At 72.0% G+C, this 18041-nt stretch carries 12 protein-coding genes, 1 tRNA gene and 1 pseudogene; 10 read left to right on the top strand and 4 right to left on the bottom strand.

The features are described from left to right. The first annotated feature begins 30 nt into the window (after nucleotides 1–30). Complete coding sequence (locus J2S43_RS41690; protein WP_306838966.1) at nucleotides 31–2235, top strand: transglycosylase domain-containing protein; 2205 nt, start codon at nucleotides 31–33, stop codon at nucleotides 2233–2235. Between the two features lie 227 nt (nucleotides 2236–2462). Continuing rightward, nucleotides 2463–3284, top strand: a complete 822-nt coding sequence (locus J2S43_RS41685; RefSeq protein WP_306838964.1) for an SURF1 family cytochrome oxidase biogenesis protein — start codon at nucleotides 2463–2465, stop codon at nucleotides 3282–3284. A gap of 316 nt (nucleotides 3285–3600) precedes the next feature. On the opposite strand, the gene J2S43_RS41680 is transcribed toward J2S43_RS41685, so the two are convergent. Continuing rightward, a complete protein-coding gene (locus J2S43_RS41680; RefSeq protein ID WP_306838962.1) occupies nucleotides 3601–5199 on the bottom strand; it encodes a methyl-accepting chemotaxis protein in 1599 nt (532 codons plus the stop codon). A gap of 341 nt (nucleotides 5200–5540) precedes the next feature. Between J2S43_RS41680 and J2S43_RS41675 the strand changes: the two genes are divergently transcribed. The 5 genes from J2S43_RS41675 (at nucleotide 5541) to J2S43_RS41655 (ending at nucleotide 11017) form a co-directional block, all read left to right on the top strand. Further along, nucleotides 5541–6209 (top strand): YceI family protein, encoded by a 669-nt coding sequence (locus tag J2S43_RS41675; protein ID WP_306838960.1) that lies wholly within the window; start codon nucleotides 5541–5543, stop codon nucleotides 6207–6209. 276 nt (nucleotides 6210–6485) lie between these two features. After that, nucleotides 6486–7592, top strand: coding sequence for a M48 family metallopeptidase (locus tag J2S43_RS41670; RefSeq protein ID WP_306838958.1), 1107 nt, complete (start codon nucleotides 6486–6488; stop codon nucleotides 7590–7592). A 98-nt stretch (nucleotides 7593–7690) separates the two neighbouring features. After that, nucleotides 7691–9055, top strand: coding sequence for a dipeptidase (locus J2S43_RS41665; protein WP_306838956.1), 1365 nt, complete (start codon nucleotides 7691–7693; stop codon nucleotides 9053–9055). Between the two features lie 18 nt (nucleotides 9056–9073). Next, complete coding sequence (locus tag J2S43_RS41660) at nucleotides 9074–9283, top strand: hypothetical protein (RefSeq protein ID WP_306838955.1); 210 nt, start codon at nucleotides 9074–9076, stop codon at nucleotides 9281–9283. 195 nt (nucleotides 9284–9478) lie between these two features. Beyond that, nucleotides 9479–11017, top strand: coding sequence for an ATP-dependent DNA ligase (locus J2S43_RS41655; protein WP_306838953.1), 1539 nt, complete (start codon nucleotides 9479–9481; stop codon nucleotides 11015–11017). 124 nt (nucleotides 11018–11141) lie between these two features. Here the strand turns inward: J2S43_RS41655 and J2S43_RS41650 are convergent, their stop codons facing one another. The 3 genes from J2S43_RS41650 to J2S43_RS41640 all read right to left on the bottom strand — a co-directional run bounded on the left by J2S43_RS41650 (nucleotide 11142) and on the right by J2S43_RS41640 (nucleotide 13550). After that, nucleotides 11142–11819, bottom strand: a complete 678-nt coding sequence (locus J2S43_RS41650; RefSeq protein WP_370881725.1) for a CapA family protein — start codon at nucleotides 11817–11819, stop codon at nucleotides 11142–11144. Nucleotides 11820–11866: 47 nt separating this feature from the next. Next, nucleotides 11867–11940, bottom strand: a tRNA-Arg gene (locus J2S43_RS41645). Between the two features lie 557 nt (nucleotides 11941–12497). Next, nucleotides 12498–13550: an alpha/beta hydrolase gene (locus J2S43_RS41640; RefSeq protein ID WP_306838949.1), complete on the bottom strand. Its 1053-nt coding sequence runs from the start codon at nucleotides 13548–13550 to the stop codon at nucleotides 12498–12500. 149 nt (nucleotides 13551–13699) lie between these two features. Here J2S43_RS41640 and J2S43_RS41635 point away from each other — a divergent pair. The 3 genes and pseudogenes from J2S43_RS41635 to J2S43_RS41625 form a co-directional block, all read left to right on the top strand. Beyond that, nucleotides 13700–14412, top strand: a pseudogene (locus J2S43_RS41635) (single-stranded DNA-binding protein); the annotation flags it as partial. A gap of 534 nt (nucleotides 14413–14946) precedes the next feature. Next, nucleotides 14947–15984 carry a cobalamin biosynthesis protein gene (locus J2S43_RS41630; protein WP_370881827.1) on the top strand — a complete coding sequence of 346 codons (1038 nt, stop codon included), beginning with the start codon at nucleotides 14947–14949 and terminating at the stop codon, nucleotides 15982–15984. Beyond that, a complete protein-coding gene (locus J2S43_RS41625; RefSeq protein WP_306838943.1) occupies nucleotides 15981–17531 on the top strand; it encodes a cobyric acid synthase in 1551 nt (516 codons plus the stop codon). Before J2S43_RS41630 ends, J2S43_RS41625 begins: the two co-directional genes overlap by 4 nt. Nucleotides 17532–18041 lie beyond the last annotated feature (510 nt).

Below are 18041 nucleotides of genomic sequence, written 5' to 3'. Positions count from 1 at the left end.
GCATAAGCGAATATGTCCTACTTTTGGGGTATGGAGCGCACATCCTCCGCGGTCGGCCGTCTCGCAGCCATGCTTCGTACCGGGATCATCGCCGGGGTGATTCTGGCCGGGATGGCGTACCCGCTGGCCGCCCTCGCCGGCCTCGGCGCCAAGGCCGGCATCGAGAAGGTGCGCGAACTCCCCGACGAACTCACCGTGCCACCGTCCGCGCAGACCAGCTACGTCTACGCCGCGGACGGCAAGACGCTGATCACGATGTTCTACGAGGAGCACCGCAAACCGGTGGCGATCGGCGACATCTCCGAGCACGTCCAGCAGGCGATCATCGCGGCCGAGGACGCGCGCTTCTACGAGCACAACGGCGTCGACATGAAGGGCGCGGCCCGCGCGTTCGTCGCGAACCAGCGCGCCGGCGGCGTCTCCCAGGGCGCCTCCACGCTGACCATGCAGTACGTCCGGATGGCGCTGCGCGACGGCGCCGAGTCCCCGGTCGAGGCGCTCGCCGCCACCGAGCAGACCACCGGCCGCAAGCTGCGCGAGATGCGGCTGGCCATGGAGATCGAGAAGCGGCTCTCCAAGGAGCAGATCCTGGAGGGCTACCTCAACTCGGCCTACTTCGGGCACCGCGCGTACGGCATCGCGGCCGCGTCCGAGGTCTTCTTCTCCAAGGACGCCCGGACGCTCACCGTCGCCGAGGCCGCGCTGCTGGCCGGCCTGGTCAAGGCACCGTCCGCGTACGACCCGGCCGGCCACGACACCGAGGCCGCGATCGCGCGCCGCGACTACGTGATCGACCGGATGGTGGCGGCCGGCTTCCTCAGCACGCGCGAGGCCGACCGGGAGAAGAGGACGCCGATCGCGCTGAAGCTGACCGACCCGCCGAACGACTGCGTCTCGGTCGCCGAGGACACCAACGACTGGGGTTTCTTCTGCGACTACTTCAAGAACTGGTGGATGCAGCAGGACGCGTTCGGCGCGGATCCGGCCGAGCGGCTGGACCGGCTCCGGCGCGGCGGCTACCACATCGTGACCACGCTCGACCCGGCCGTTCAGGCCAACGCGCTGAAGAACGTGCTCGACAAGGAGCGCACCCGTAGCCGCTTCGCGCACGGCTCGGTCGCGATCGAGCCGGGCAGCGGTCACGTGCGGGCGATGGCGGTCAACCGGGTCTACTCGCTGGACCAGAAGGACAACGGCCGGCACAGCGATCCGCGGCAGCGCCGGGCCGGGCTGCTCGGCAACTACCCGAACACGGTGAACCCGTTGCTCGGCGGCGGTGACATGCCCGGTTACCAGGCGGGCTCCACGTTCAAGCTGTTCACCATGCTCGCGGCGCTGGACGAGGGCCTGCCGCTGAGCACCAGCTTCTACTCGCCGTCGCGGCTGAAGACGAAGTACCCGGCGGACTGGAGCGACCGGACGCAGTGCGAGGGCATGTGGTGCGTACGCAATGCCAGCAGCTCGATGACCGGGCGGAAGAACATGTGGTCCGGCTTCGGCCAGTCGGTGAACACCTACTTCGTGCAGCTGGAGCAGAAGGTCGGTGCGCACCGCGCGGTCCGGATGGCGGAGCGGCTCGGCCTGCGCTGGCGCACCGAGATCGACCGGATCCAGGCGTCGCCGGAGCGGGCCCGCGGCTGGGGGGCGTTCACGCTCGGCGTCGCGGACACCACGCCGCTGGAGATGGCGAACGCGTTCGCGACCGTGGCCGCGGAGGGCCGGTACTGCGAGCCGCTGCCGGTGCGCTCCGTGACCGGCCCGGACGGCACGCCCGCCACCCGGACCGTGGACGGCGCCCGGGTCGAGGTGGCCGCGCCGCGCTGCCATCAGGCGATCCCGGCCGAGGTGGCGCGGGCGGCGACGGACGCGGCCCGGTGCACCACCGGTTCGTCGGAGAGCGGCCGGTGCGGTGGCTGGTCGACCGCGCCGGACGTGCGGCACACGGTCGAGCGCCAGGTGGCCGGCAAGTCCGGCACCACGGACAACTATCAGGCGTCGTGGTTCGTCGGCTACGTTCCGCAGCTGGCCGTGGCGGCGTTCCTGGCCGACCCGGACAACCCGCAGCACGAGGTGGGCACGAGCAACGGCTACAAGTCGCGCGTCACGGTCGCGGAGACGCTGCGCGACGCGATGCGGGACCAGCCGATCGAGAAGTTCACCCCGCCGTCCAAGGAGATGATGCGCGGCGAGGACTACGACCGATACCGCGATCGCCGGTGGGAACGGAACCGGTGACGGGTCAGCGCAGGTCGGCCGCGACCGGCCACCACACCTCGAGGTCGGCGCGGGCACCCGCCTCCGCGGCCGGCCCGAAACCCGCGCGCCCGGCTCCAGCGCCACGCAGATCTCGGTGACCCGAGGCTTAATCGGAAATAGCGGCCTTTGGTCGTGCGAAGAGGCCGAAAACCGACAGATCACCACCGCCGGGATCGGCCTCATCATCCGCGAGTAGCCTGCGAGGTGTGTACCGCTTCCTGTTCACCCCCCGCTGGCTGGGCTACCTCGCGCTGGCCCTCGCCGCGGCCGCGGTCATGGTGCTGCTCGGCAACTGGCAGCTGAGCCGCTATCAGGAACGCACCGCGATCAACGACCGGATCGACAGCGCGGACAGCGTCGCACCGGTCCCGCTCGGCCAGACCGTCGCGGCGCCCTCCGTGACCGGCACGCCCGGCCCGGCGCCCGGCAGGGACGCGGAGTGGACGCGCGTCACCGTCACCGGCGTCTACGACCCGGCGAACGAGATCCTGGCCCGCAGCCGGACCGTCGCCGGGCAGGTCGGTTTCGAGGTCGTCACCCCGCTGAAGCTCGCGGACGGCACGGCCGTGCTCGTCGACCGCGGCTGGATTCCGCCCGCGGACGGCGGCGCGCTCGCCCGCCCGGCCATCCCACCGGCCCCGGCCGGCACCGTCACCGTGATCGGCAAGATCCGTCTCACGGAGAGCAAGGCCGGCGCGATCGAGCGGCGCGACGGCCGCCTGGAGACCCGCCGGATCGGCCTGTCGCTGCTCGCCGCCGAACTGCCGTACCCCATCTACGGCACGTTCCTGCAGCTCACCGAGCAGCAACCGGCCGCCGACCCGATCTTCACGCAGATCGAGGCCCGCCACGAGAACGCCTGGCAGAACGGCGGCTACGCGGTCCAGTGGTGGCTCTTCGCCGCGCTCACCCTGGTCGGCTTCATCTGGGCCGCCCGCCGCGAGGCCCGCGGACCCGCCACTCCCGCCGGCAGCCGCCTCGCCGAGGACGCGGAGCACTACGCGAACGCCGCCGCCGAGAAACCCTGAAAAATCCATTTTCCCGCTTCCGGCGTGGGCACCTTCCGAGTGCTCCCGCGGGCACCGGTCCCGCCGTGGTCCCGCACCCCCAGAACCCAAAACAGGGACGCCCTGGTCATGGGAACTGCACGGTGGGTGGGGTTTTCCCGGCCAGGCTGGGTGGGGCAGGGAGGAGCGCAGAACTTGCCCAAGACCCGGAAGTGCCGCACGGCGGTGCAATCGAAACCCGTGTTTGCACCGCCGTGCGGACGACCGGAGCATGCGGAAAGTGCCCACGCCGGAAGCGGGAATACCGGTATTGGCAGTTCGTGCTTCTTCCGGCGGATCAGTAGCGGAACAGCGCCAGGTTTCGCTGCAGCTCGCTCGCCACCCGGGCCAGGCCGGCCGAGGTGCGCTCGGTGTCGCCCGCCGCGCCGGTCGTCTCCGCCGCGGCCTCCGCGACGCCCATGACGTTCGCGCTGATCTCGGACGAGCCGGTGGCCACCTCGTTGACGTTGCGGCTCATCTCGGCAGTGGTGGCGGTCTGCTCCTCGACCGCGGCCGCGATCGCGGTCTGGGTCGCGTTGATCTGTTCGATCACGTCGCTGATGTCCGCGATCGCGGCGACCGCGGCCGCGGCGTCGCCCTGGATCGCGGCGACCCGGGTCCCGATGTCGCCGGTCGCCCGCGCGGTCTCCTGCGCCAGATCCTTGACCTCGCTCGCGACCACCGCGAAGCCCTTGCCCGCGTCGCCGGCCCGGGCCGCCTCGATCGTGGCGTTCAGCGCGAGCAGGTTCGTCTGCTCGGCGATCGCGGTGATCAGCTTGACGACGTTGCCGATCTCCGCGGACGACGCGCCGAGCTGGTCGAGGATCTCGCCGGCCCGCGCGGACGCGGTCACCGCGCCGGCCGCCACGTCGGCCGCGCTGGACGTGGAGCGCGCGATCTCCGCGATGGACGCGCCGATCTCGTCGCTCCCGGCCGCGATCGTGGAGATGTTCACGCTGATCTGCTCGGACGCGGACGACGCGGCCTGCGCCTGGGCGGACGAGCGCGCGGCCGAGTCGTTGACGCTCCGGGCGACCGCGGACAGCTCCTCGCTGGAGGAGGCGAGCGTGTCCACGTTCGCACCGATCTCCCGCATCGCGCCGGCGATCCGGTCCAGCGCCGCGTTGAGGGACGTGGCCATCCGGCCGACCTCGTCCCGGCCGGTCACGTCGAGCCGCTGGTCGAGCCGGCCATCGGCCAGATCGTTCAGGACCGACACGGTACGGCCGAGCGGTCCCCCGATCATGCGGCTGACCACGATCACCACCGCCACGCTGAGCACGATCGCACCCGCGATCAGCAGCCAGATCAGCAGCGTGGCCGCGGACGAGGCGTCGGTGGCGTCGGCCAGTGCCGTCTGCGCGGCGGCGTCCTCGATCTCCTGGAGATCGTCCAGCGCCTCGCTCATCGCGCCCTCCAGCACCCGGCCCCGCGCGTCGTACGCGGTGAGGAACGCGTCGAGGTCGTTCGACTCGCCGGCCGGGATCAGCGTCGCGGTGCGGGCCTCGCGGAACTCGGTGAGCGCCGCGTCGAACCGGTCGCGCGCCTCCTCCCGGCCGGTCATGTCGGTGGCGGTGTAAAGCGCCCAGTTGCTGTCCAGCTCCTCGTCGGTCACCGCCATCTCGTCCGCCACCTCGGCCATCGTGGCCGCGGTCGGCGCGAGCGCATAGTTGAACAGCTCCCGGCCGATCTCCTGGTTGGCCGTGTCGACCAGGCCGAGCCAGTAGATCGCCTGCAGACTGTCCCGGTACATGCCCTGCAGCCGGTCCTGCGCGTGACGCAACTCCACCATTCCGACCAGGCCGATCACCAGCGACAGCAGCAGCACCACCGTGAAGCTGAGCGCCAGCTTGCCCGCGACCCGCAGGTCACGGAACGCGGCCACCGGTCCCCTCATCGCCCCTCCTCGCCACGAGCCGTCCGAGATGAATATCGCATTCGCCGGGATCATGCTCCGGACTTCCGGGCATCTCGCCTGCGGAGCCCGCATCGTCGATATGATGGGCGTCGTTTCCGTGGCCTCCGCCACGTTTAACGATGCGCGCCGATTCGCCGCGTAGTCGTCCGGCGACGTTCCGCCATTCGCTGTCGCGATTCTCTCAATGAATTCCGAGCAATTCACCGCTCATTCTCGCGTGCGGCCGGTGAACCGCCCGTAACATCCACGAAATAGGACAATGCGGGCTGTGTTCTAATCGAAAGCGAGGATCAAAAGCGATTTCGGGGGTACGTGAAGTCATGGCCGACAGTCCGACGCGGGAGTGGAACGGCATGGCCATTCCGTCGCCCGGGACGTACGAGCTGGACGAGGCGCACAAGCGGGTGGGCTTCACGGCGCAGCACATGATGGTCAGTCCGGTGCGCGGTGAGTTCACGCGGGCGCGGGCCACCATTGCGGTGGCCGACGATCCGTTGCATTCGACTGTGACGGCCGTCATTCAGACCGCAAGCGTCGACACCACCAATCCGGAACGTGACGCGCATCTCTCCAGTGCCGATTTCCTCGACGTCACCGCCTTTCCGACGCTGGAGTTCCGGAGTACCGGCGTGAAATACGAAGAGCCCGACGACGGCATCTTCTCGTGGGCGAAGCTGCGTGCCGGCAACAAACTGACCCGGCGTTCCATGGCGGCCGTTCCGGAGCCGGTGGCCAAACGGACCGGCGCATTCGTGCTCTCCGGCGACCTGCGGATCAAGGACGTCACGCACCCGGTGGAGCTGAAGGTCGAGTTCGGCGGCGCGCGGCGCGATCCGTACGGCCGGGACATCGTGGGCTTCAGCGCGCACACCGAGATCAACCGCGAGGACTACGGCCTGCTCTGGAACGTGGCGCTGGAGAGCGGCGGCGTGCTGGTCGGCAAGAAGGTCCGGATCGAGATCGCCGGCGAGGCCATCCGCCAAGCATGACCGCGCCGTCATGATCGGCCCTAGAGCCTGTATCGAAGTGGGGGCCGGAGCGAGGCGAGGTCCAGGTGTCGTCTGGGTGTGCGGCGCGGAAGCCCTCATACCGGTGTTGTATGTGGGCTTTTGCGCCGTGCGGCCAGGCGGCGCCTGGGCCACGCCGCAGCCCGTCTCCCACTTCGATACAGGCTCTAGGGGGAAACTCAGGGTGACCGGACATGGACGTGGTTTGCGGCGCTGGGGCACGATCGGCGGGAGGTCCGGCTATCTCGGGAGCGTGACATGACGACCGACCCCACAGGCACCACCCCTGCTCGTCGGCGGGTGGCGCTCACCGGCATCAGCTCCCGGGCCTGGGAGCACCCGGCCGACCGGGGCGCGCTCACCGCGCTGCGCGAGCTGCGCGGCTTCGACGATGTGGTGAAGGCGTTCTTCGGCATGTGGAACGAGCGCGGTTTCCGCCTCTCCTACCTGGCCGGCGGCATCCGCGTGGATCACCGGCAGTACCCGTCGGTCTACGCGCGCTACGCGGAGGCCGGCGCCACGCTCGACATCGAGGAGCTGCCCGAGCTCTACGTCGAGCAGAACCCGATGATCGGCGGCAAGGCGATCGGCCTGGACAAGCCGTTCATCGTGATCACCACCGGCGCGGTCCAGCAGCTCGACGACGAGGAGCTGCGCACGCTGCTCGGGCACGAGCTCGGCCACGTGCGCAGCGGCCACGCGGTCTACAAGACGATCCTGATGGTGCTGACCCGCTGGGCGACGAACATCGCCTGGCTGCCGGTCGGCGCGATCGCGATCCGGGCGATCATCGCGGCGATGTACGAGTGGTGGCGCAAGGCCGAGCTGTCCGCCGACCGGGCCGGCCTGCTCGCCGGGCAGGACCCGGCCGCGGCGCTGCGCCTGCTGATGAAGCTGGCCGGCGGCGGCGACCTCAGCCAGATCGACACCACCGCGTTCCTGGAGCAGGCCGCTGAATACGCGGGCGGCGGCGACGTCCGGGACAGCCTGCACAAGCTGCGGATGACCGCGTGGAGCAGCCACCCGGTGCCGGTCGCGCGCGCGGCCGACCTGCGGCAGTGGATCGACTCGGGGGCGTACGCGCGGATCCTCGGCGGCGACTACCCGCACCGCGACACGGACGGCGACGCCAAGATCTCCGACGCGGCCAGGGAGGCGGCGGAGTCGTACCGGGAATCGTTCGAGAACTCGACCGACCCGCTGGTCGGGCTGGTCCGCCGGGTCGGTGGCGGTGCGGCCGACATCGGCGACTGGGCCGGCAGCCAGGCCGGCAAGGCGCGTGACTGGGCGAGCACCGCGGCCGATTCCGCGGCGCGCGCCGCCCGTCGCCGCCCGCCGGGCACGAACGGCGGCGATCAGCAGTAACGTGAGCCGCCGCCCCGGGTCCGTACCGTATGCGGGTTTGGGCCTGGGGTGGGATCTGTTGCCGGTCGCTTGACGCGACCGGCAATAGGATTGGCCGCATGACGGATTCGATCATGGATGAGGCGGCCCTCCGCGCGGCGATCCTGCGGGAGATGCCGGGCGTGCGCGCCGACCTGGAACGGCTCGTCCGGATTCCCGGGATCGCCTTCGAGGGCTTCGACCACTCACACGTGGAGCGCTCCGCCGAGGCGGTCGCCGAGCTGCTGCGCGCCGAAGGCCTCCAGACCCGGATCGTGCGGGCCGGCGGCCAGCCCGCCGTGATCGGGACCAGGCCGGCCCCGCCCGGCGCGCCGACCGTGCTGCTCTACGCGCACCACGACGTGCAGCCGATCGGCGACCGGAGCATGTGGCAGAGCGACCCGTTCGAGCCGGTCGAGCGCGACGGCCGGCTCTACGGCCGGGGCGCCGCCGACGACAAGGCCGGCGTGATGGCGCACATCGCGGCGCTCCGGGCGTACGGTGACGCGCTCCCGGTCGGCGTGGTCCTCTTCATCGAGGGCGAGGAGGAGTACGGCTCCGAGTCGCTGGACGCGCTGCTCGAAGCGCACCGCGACGAGCTGACCGCGGACGTCATCGTGATCGCCGACTCGGCCAACTGGGACGTCGGCGTGCCCGCGCTGACCACCTCGCTGCGCGGCATCGTCAACGCGTTCGTCGAGGTCCGCACGCTGGACAGCGCCGTGCACAGCGGCATGTTCGGCGGCGTCGCGCCGGACGCGCTGACCGCGCTGGTCAAGCTGCTCGGCACGCTGCACACCGACGCCGGCGACGTGGCCGTGGAGGGCCTGTTCGGCCGCGCCGCGTCCGCGCTCGACTACCCGGAGGACCGGCTGCGCGCCGAGGCCGGGATGCTCGACGGCGTGCAGTTCGTCGGCACCGACCGGCTCACCGACCGGATGTGGACCAAGCCGGCGCTGGCCATCCTCGGCATCGACGCGCCGCCGACCGCGGAGGCGCCGAACGCGCTGGTCCCGTCCGCGCGGGCGAAGCTCAACCTGCGCCTCGCGCCCGGCGACGACCCGAAGACGGCGTACGCCGCGCTCAAGTCCCACCTGGAGAAGCACACGCCGTGGGGCGCCCGGGTCACGGTCACGCTGGAGCAGGACGGCTACCCCTCGGTGATCGACGCGACCGGCCCGGCCTTCGACGCGGCGCGCGACGCGTTCCGCACCGCGTGGGACGGCGCCGAGCCGGTCGACGTGGGCATCGGCGGGTCGATCCCGTTCATCGCCACGTTCCAGGAGCTGTTCCCCGGCGCGGCCATCCTGGTCACCGGCGTGGAGGACCCGCACTCCAAGGCGCACGGCCCGAACGAGAGCCTGCACCTGGGCGAGTTCCAGCGCGCGTGCCTCGCGGAGGCACTGCTGCTGTCGACCGTGGCGAAGGCACTCCACAAAGGGTAGATGCGCTAGCATTCGTACATGAGTACGAATGATGTGATCGCGCGGCTGGACGCCGCCGTGAGCGCGCTGGGAGACGTGGACGTCTCCGGGTGGGACGACACCGTCCTCGCCGACCACCTCGACGACCTCTCCGCCGCGCTGGTCAAGGTGGACGGGCAGCTCGCCCGCCTCGCCGACGCGGTCCGGGCCCGCGGTCTCCGCGTCGTCGAGCCGCCCGTTGCCGCATAAATGTCCAGGGCCTGTCCCGTGGAACGCGTCGAGCCGAGGCGAGGTCCAGGTGTCGCCTGGGTGCGCGGCGCGGGCGCCCGGATACCGGGGGTTGTATCCGGACGTCCGCGCCGTGCGGCCAGGCGGCGGCTGGGCCACGCCGCAGGCCGGCGGGTTCCGCGGGACAGGCCCTCGGGTGGCTGCCAGGATGGACTCGTGAGGTTCATCGACCTGGCAGCCACCTCTTCCGCCGTGGCGGCCACCTCGGCGCGCAAGGCGAAGATCGAGCTGCTCGCGGACGCGCTGCGCCGTCTCGACCCGGCCGAGGTGACGGCCGGTGCCGCCTACCTCGCCGGTGAGCTGCGACAGCGCCAGACCGGCGTGGGCTATGCGAGCCTGCGCGACCTCCCGCCGCCCGCGACCGAGCCGACGCTGACCGTCGCCGGCGTCGACGCCGCCATCGCGGAGCTGTCCGCGGTCTCCGGCACCGGCTCGCAGGCCACACGCCGCGCGCTGGTCGGCGCGCTCTTCACCGCCGCCACCGCCGAGGAGCAGCGGCTGCTCGCCGGCCTGTTCAGCGGCGAGCTACGCCAGGGCGCCCAGGCCGGCATACTCGCCGACGCGATCGCCAAGGCCGCGGACGTCCCCGCGCCCGCCGTCCGCCGCGCGCTGCTGCTCAGCGGCGACCTCAAGACCGTGGCCGCGGCCGCGCTGCACGGCGGCGCGCCCGCGCTCGCCGAGTTCAGCCTCCAGGTCGGCCGCCCGCTCGCCCCGATGCTCGCGCAGGCCGCGCCCACGGTCGAGGCCGCACTGGAGAGCACCGGCGCGCCCGCGATGGTCGACGTGAAGCTCGACGGCATCCGCATCCAGGTGCACCGCGCCGGCGACGACGTGGCGGTCTTCACCCGCAGCCTGGACGACATCACCGGCCGCATGCCCGAGGTGGTCGCGGCCGTCCGCTCGCTGCCACCCGGCGACCTGGTGCTGGACGGCGAGGCGATCGCGCTCGACGCCACCGGCCGCCCGCGCCCGTTCCAGGAGACGTCCGCCCGCGCCGCCACCCGCGCCGGCGGCACCGTCTCCGCGACCGGCACCGTGCTCACGCCGTACTTCTTCGATCTGTTGCACGCAGACGGCACCGACCTGCTGGACGCGCCCGGCACCGAACGGTGGGCCGCACTGGCCGGCACGCTGCCGGCCGAGCTGATCGTCGGCCGCGAGCAGGCCTCCGATGCCGAGCGCGGCACCGAGTTGTTCGCCACCGCGATCCGCGCCGGCCAGGAGGGCGTGGTGATCAAGTCGCTGGACGCGCCGTACGACTCCGGCCGCCGCGGCGGCGCCTGGGTCAAGGTCAAGCCCCGGCACACGCTCGACCTGGTCGTCCTCGCGGTCGAGTGGGGCAGCGGCCGCCGCAAGGGCTGGCTGTCCAACCTCCACCTCGGCGCGCGCGACGAGGCGACCGGCGGCTTCGTCATGCTCGGCAAGACCTTCAAGGGCCTCACCGACGAGCTGCTGCGCTGGCAGACCGAGCGCTTCCTCTCGCTCGCGGTCGAGCGCGGCGACTGGGTGGTCACGGTCCGGCCGGAGCAGGTGGTGGAGATCGCCTTCGACGGCGTCCAGACCAGCCCGCGCTACCCGGGCGGCGTCGCACTCCGCTTCGCCCGCGTCCTGCGCTACCGCGACGACAAGTCCGCGGCCGAGGCCGACACGATCGCCACGGTCCGCGCCATCCACGCGGGCCTCCCGCCCGCCTGATCGACTCATGATCAGCTCCAGCGACCGATTCATGCCGGTCTCCAGGAGCCGCTCGGTGCGCCTGGCCGCCTCCTGAGCCCTGGGCTCGCCGAGGATCGCCGGCGCGACACCGGCCGGGCGAGGCTCAGCCGACCCCGGCGCACGCCCGCAGCCGCTCGGCGTTCTGCCGGGCCACGTCCGCCTGCCAGCCGGTGACCAGTTCCGGCTGCCCGGTGCGGGTGATCACGGTGGGCAGGAACTCGGCCTTCGTCACCTCACGATCCAGAATGGTCAGCCGCAGCAACCCGGACCGAGAGCTGAACGGCTGGTAGAGCGGGTGGTAGTAGAAGAGCAGATTGCCCAGGCCGTACGCGACGTAGGCGTCACCGAGCCGGCCGGCCCCCTGGAGGACGTGCGCGTGCGCACCGGCGATCACGCCCGCGCCCGCGAGCCGCGCCGCGAAGTCGCGCTGGGCCGGCGTCGGGCAGGGATTGCCCTCGACACCCCAGTGCGGCAGGACGACCACCAGGTCGCTGTCGCGCCGCGCCCCGGCCACCGCGGCTACGTCGAACATGGTGATCACCACGACCGCGATCGGGTCGGCCACGTCGGGGCCGCTGAGCAGCCGGGTGACCGCCAGCCCGTCCAGGCTCGGCATCCGGATGTCCAGCAGGCACACGTCCGGCCGTAGGCGCTGGGCGGCCTCGTACGCCGACTGCCCGTCGGCGACCTCGGCGACCACGGTGATGTCCGGCTGGGCCTCCAGGATCATCCGGAACCCCACCCGGATCAGCTCCTGGTCATCGGCGATCAGTACCCGCACGACCCGCCGTCCCATCCCGCATCGCCGTCCGCGTACCGCTGTGTCTGTGCGCCCAGCAGGACTCGAACCTGCGACCGGTGGATTAGAAGTCCACTGCTCTATCCAACTGAGCTATGAGCGCGCGTGCCGACGTGTGCAGATTACCGCCGGTGGCCGCCCCCTCGCGGGAGGGGGCATGGATCACCGTGCAGGGACATACTAGATTTTCGAGCGTGCAGGTGACGAGTGCGACCTATTTCCCGATCCTGATCTCTGCCCGGGAAGCGGAGTTTCACCCGGATTGGGTGCTGGACCGCTTCATCCCCGGCCTCGCCGTGGGATACAGCTTCGGCCCGCCGTTCGGCGAGACGATGGTGACCTGGCCGGACCTGGAGAAGATGCGGGTCAGCCGGCGGACGGTGAAGCGCCAGGCCGAGGAGACGCTCTACGCGGCCATGTCCCAGCTGCGCATCCACGGTCAGCCGCCGTCGCTGATGCTCTCCTTCGAGGGGCTCGAGTCCACGGTCCTGCTCGTCGAGGAGTTCTGGAACGATCTGGCCGAGCAGGTGCCGGGCGAGCTCGTCATCGGCGTACCCGCGCGGGATGTGGTGATCGTCACTGGTTCTGGATCACCGGCCGGGCTGGAGAAGACGCGCCGTGCGGTCGAGCGGATGTTCTTCGCCGGCGGCACCGCGCTGCTCATGCACGATCTGCTGGTATGGCGAACGGGTGGCTGGGTGCCTCTCCCGCAGTCGGAGGAGTCGTCGCCGGAGATCCTTCTCCCCGACCTCGATCTTCCGGAGCCCGCGCCGGCACATACACCCGAGCCCATCGATCAACCTCGGTGAAGACACGTTGGCGCACTTCGGGGCCGGACAGCGTCAGGTCGTGCATGCCACCGTCGAAGCGCACCAGCGTGAGGTGGCCGCCGAGGTGCGTCGCCCACTGAGCGATGTGCTCCACATTGAGCACCGCGTCGGCCAGCCGGGCAGCCTCGTCCCAGCGCGCGCCCCGGAAGCTGCGGGCCGAGCAGGCCAGCAGGATCGGCGCGTCCACGTCCAGACCGCGGCGCAGGCGGGTCTGTGCGTCCCGGATCGCGTTCAGCCAGCCGTACCGCACCGGGAAGCCGGCCAGCGGCTTCCACTCCAGGTTGTAGTTCCACTCGCCCCGGTGGTCGGCGTGGATGCTCTCGCCGTAGATCTGGTTCAGGCTCCGCGGCAGCATGCCGTAGGGGTTGCGCCGCGTCGCCCGGCACACCGCGGACAGCATCGGCCGGCGCACCACCCACGGCAGGTTCAAATCGAAGAACGGGCTGTTCAAGAACAGAGCATCAACCCATCCGCGGGTACGCCGTGCGTCCGCCCAGAGCGAGGCGATGAGTCCACCGGTGGAGTGGGCGGCGACCAGCATGCGGTCGTGGCCGTCCTCCTCGCGGATGATCCGGGCCGCCTCGTCCAGCTCGGGAAAGTAGTCGTCGAGGCTGCGGCAGAAGTTCGGCGTCTGGTGCGGCAGCAGGCTCCGCCCGTATTTTCGCAGGTCGAGCGCGTAGAAGTCCCAGCCTTGATCGGTGAAGAACTCGGCCAGGTGGGTCTGGAAGAAGTAGTCGACGAACCCGTGCACGTAGAGCACCGCCCGGCCGTCCGGGTTGTCGCTGCGGCGGCGCACCAGCGTGGCGACGACGGGGCCCTCGTCGTCGTGCCCGAGGTCGATCGTGCGGCGCTCGTAGGGCTCGCCGAGAACGTCAATCTCCACGTCAGCGACCCTACTCGCAGTCCCTCCGCATAACAGATCATCCGGTCGTCCGGAAGATCGTCCACAGGCGGTTCCGTCGTCCACAGGCACGAATTCCCGCGACGGTACGGCGGAAGTCTGGACCCCTCACATCCGAGCAAGGGGGTCCCATGTTCGACACCTACGTCACCGTGGTCGGCAACGTGCTGACCGCACCCGAGTGGCGTGTCACCCAGAAGACCAAGACCCGAGTCGCCCACTTCAAGATCGCGTCGACGGCCCGCAGGATGGACCGGGAGACCGGCCAGTGGGTCGACGGCAACGCGCTGCGGGTCCGCGTCACCTGCTGGCGCAACCTCGCGGAGGGCGTGGCCGCTTGCGTGATGACCGGCGACCCGGTCATCGTCACCGGCCGGCTCTACACGCGGGACTGGGTCGACCCGGAGGGCAACCACCGCGTGCAATACGAGTTGGAGGCGGTCGCGGTCGGCCACGATCTGTCCCGTGGCCAGGGCACGTTCAAGCGCACCCGAGCCGGCAACCTCGCCACCGGCGGTGTCGAGGACGCCACGTCCGACGCCCAGATCGGCGGTGAGGCCACCGACCCGGTCACACCCGGCGACACCACCGCGGGCTTCGGCGACGCCCCGCAGGCCGTGCCGGAGGACGACTACGGCTACGAGCCGCCCTCCGCGCCGCTCGGCCGCCCGGAGGACCCGCTGGCCGAGGAGGATCTGGAGACCGCACTGGGGGAGCTCGACGGCGACCGGGCGCTCGCGTCCAGCCGCTGACCGGCTCCGGTTCCACCGCCGTCGTTCCCCGTCACGCGGCGGTGGTCCCCGCCACCCACCGGCCCTCGACCGGGCCGGGGCCCGCCCCCGCAGGCCCCGCTGCCGGGAACCGCGACGCCCGGCAGGCCCCCGGCCGGGCCGGTGGGTGGCTTCTCCACCGCACGAAGATCGGCCTCCGCCGGAGGCCCCACACCCGATGGATAGGCTGCCCGCCGGAGGTGACCAGTGCTCACGACAGCAGGATCCGTACGCCGGCAGGCCAGGCCTGTGCCCGGCGGCGCCGCACCGGACCGTGCCCGACGTCCGGCGCCGGGCGGCCCGTCCGCACCGAGCCACCGGGCCGGGCGGCCGGCCACCGACCGACGGGACGACTCGACGGCCGACCGACGGGACGACTCGACGGCCGACCGACGGGACGGCTCGGTGACCGGCCGCCGGACGCGTCGGCGGCCGACCACCGGGTCGCCTCGGCGGCCGGCCGCCGGAACGCCTCGATGACCGGCCGCAGAAACGCCTCGGCCACTGGCCGCCTGGGCGCCTCGGCTCTGGGTCGGCACGAACGCTCGGCGCCGGGCTGCGGTGGGCGCTCGGGAGGGCGTGAGCGCCCACCGCTGCCGGTCGGCGCGCTGCGGGTCGCGGAGGCGGTCGGGCTGCTCGCCGGCTACGGGCTGGACGCGGTCTTCGGTGACCCGCGGCGCTGGCACCCCGTGGCCGGGTTCGGCACGGCCGCGTCCGCGCTGGAGAAGCGGGTCTACGCGCCCGATCGGGTGGCCGGCGCGCGCTTCGCGGCCGTGGCCGTGGGCGCGCCGGTGCTGGCCGGTGCCGCGCTCGCCGGGCTGACCCGGCGGCGCCCGGTGCTGCGTGCCGTGGCCGTCGCGGCCGCCACCTGGACCGTGCTCGGTGCCCGCACGCTACGCGCCGAGGCGCACACCATGGCGGGCGCGCTGGAGCGCGGCGACATCGAGGCCGCGCGCGGCCGGCTCGGCCACCTGTGCGGCCGGGACCCGTCCGCGCTGGACGAGCCCGAGCTCGCCCGCGCCACCGTGGAGTCCGTCGCGGAGAACACCTCGGACGCCGTCGTCGCCCCGCTCTTCTGGGGTGCGGTCGCCGGCCTGCCGGGCCTGCTCGGCTACCGCGCGGCGAACACGCTGGACGCGATGGTCGGCCACCGGTCCCCGCGCTACGCCCGTTTCGGCACGGTCGCGGCCCGCCTGGACGACGCGCTCAATCTCGCACCGTCCCGCCTGACCGCCGCGCTCACCGTCGCGCTCGCCCCGCTCACCCGCGGCGACCCGGCCCGCGCGCTGCGCATCTGGCTGCGCGACGGCCACCGGCACCCCAGCCCGAACGCCGGCCAGTGCGAGTCCTCCATGGCCGGCGCGCTCGGCATCCGGCTCGGCGGCCGCAACGTCTACTTCGGCCGCGCCGAGGACCGTCCGCACCTCGGCGACGGCGCTCCCCCGCTGGCTCCCGACATCACCCGCGCGGCCCGCCTCTCCGCCGCGATCGGCCTCGCCGCCGCCGGCCTGGCCGCCACCTACCGCCTCACCACCGCACTCCGCGCCCACCGCACCCGCGCCACGACCCCCCGCACGCCCAGCCCTTCCGCGATCGGCCCTTCCTCGGCCCGTCCCTCGGCGGTGCGCGCGGGAGGCTCGCGATGAGCGGACGGCGGGCCGGTGGGCTGCTGGTGGCCGGGACCACGTCGGATGCCGGGAAGAGCGTGCTGACCGCCGGGATCTGCCGGTGGCTGTGGCGGCGCGGCGTGCGGGTGGCGCCGTTCAAGGCACAGAACATGTCGAACAACTCGGCCGTGGTGGTCGGGCCGGACGGGCGCGGCGGCGAGATCGGCCGGGCGCAGGCCATGCAGGCCGCGGCGGCCGGGGTGGCGCCGGACATCCGGTTCAACCCGGTGCTGCTGAAGCCCGGCAGCGACCTGCACAGCCAGGTGGTGCTGCTCGGCGAGGCCGTCGTCACGGTGAGCGCGGGCAGTTACCGCGCGCTGCGGCCGAAGCTGGCGGAGACCGTGTTCGCGACGCTGGAGGAGCTGCGCACCGAGTTCGACGCGGTCATCTGCGAGGGCGCGGGCAGCCCCGCCGAGATCAACCTTCGGGCCGGTGACTTCGTCAACATGGGGCTCGCCCGGGGCGCGCACCTGCCCGCGATCGTGGTCGGCGACATCGACCGCGGCGGCGTGTTCGCGGCGCTGTTCGGCACGCTGGCGCTGCTCTCGCCGGAGGACCAGGCTCTGCTCAGCGGCTTCGTGATCAACAAGTTCCGCGGCGACCTGGGCCTGCTCCGACCCGGCCTCGACATGATCACCGGCGCGACCGGTCGGCCGGTGCACGGGGTGCTCCCCTACGACCACGACCTCTGGCTGGACGGCGAGGACTCGCTGGCCTACGGCAGCACGCTCGGCCGGCCCACACCGCCGATCGGCCGCGACTGGCTGCGGGTCGCCGTGGTCCGGCTGCCGCGCATCTCCAACGCCACCGACGCGGAGGCGCTGGCCACCGAGCCGGGCGTGCGGGTCCGCCTCACCGGCACGCCGGCCGACCTGCTCGACGCGGACCTGGTGGTGCTGCCCGGCTCCAAGTCCACGGTCGCCGACCTGCGATGGCTCCGCGAGACCGGCCTCGCCGACGCGGTCACGGCGCACGCGGCCGCGGGCAAGCCCGTGCTCGGCATCTGCGGCGGCTTCCAGATGCTGTCCCGCGTCATCCACGACGACGTGGAGAGCAACGACGGCACGATCCCCGGCCTGGGCCTGCTGCCGACCGAGATCACGTTCGCGCCGCGCAAGACGCTCGGTCTCCCGGCCGGCAGCGCATTCGGCACCGAGGCCGTCTCCGGCTACGAGATCCACCACGGCCTGGTCTCCGCCACCGACGACGACACCCGCCCGTTCCTGCACTACGCGGACGGCCGCCCCGAGGGCGCGATCGCCGGCCCGGTCTTCGGCACCCACTGGCACGGCGCCTTCGAGTCCGACGGCTTCCGCCGCCGCTTCCTGACCGAGGCCGCCCACCTGGCCGGCCGCCACGGCTTCACGGTCTCACCCGGCACATCCTTCGCCACGGCCCGCGCCCGCACCCTCGACCGTCTCGCCGACCTGGTCGAGGAGCACCTGGACACCACCGCACTCCTGCACCTCATCGAATCCGGCCCCCCACCCGGCCTCCCCTTCATTCCCCCCGGCGCCCCTGCCTGACCATCCCCACAACAGATCACGGCCCCACTGCGCAGGCGGGCACCCCGGCGATGCAAGTCGGTACTCATCAGGGCGCCTGCCAGACAGATCACCACCCCACCGGGCAGGCGGATGCCCCAGCGATGCAAGTCGGTACTCATCAGGGCGCCCGCCAGACAGATCACCACCCCACCGGGCAGGCGGATGCCCCAGCGATGCAGGTCGGTACCCATCAGGACGCCTGCCAGGCGGCCTAGCTAGACACCCAGCCGCGCGAGACGCCCGACGACCCTCCTGCCCGAAATTTCATCTCATCTCCCCTGAGCGCGTGGAAGCCCGGCGGGAGATCGACTGAAAGGATCATTGAGTGATACCTGAGGAGCGATCGACCTCTCTCGTTGATCTACCTCAGGTATCACTCAATGATCCTTCGCGGAGCGGGGGCGTCTCGCACGTCGCTGGAACAACGGACGAGACGTCCCGATCACGGATGCGTCCACACCCTGACGCCGAGAAGCCAGTGGCAGCGGC

Source organism: Catenuloplanes nepalensis (assembly GCF_030811575.1).
Classification (GTDB): domain Bacteria; phylum Actinomycetota; class Actinomycetes; order Mycobacteriales; family Micromonosporaceae; genus Catenuloplanes; species Catenuloplanes nepalensis.
This window is presented reverse-complemented; position numbering and strand designations above follow the sequence as displayed.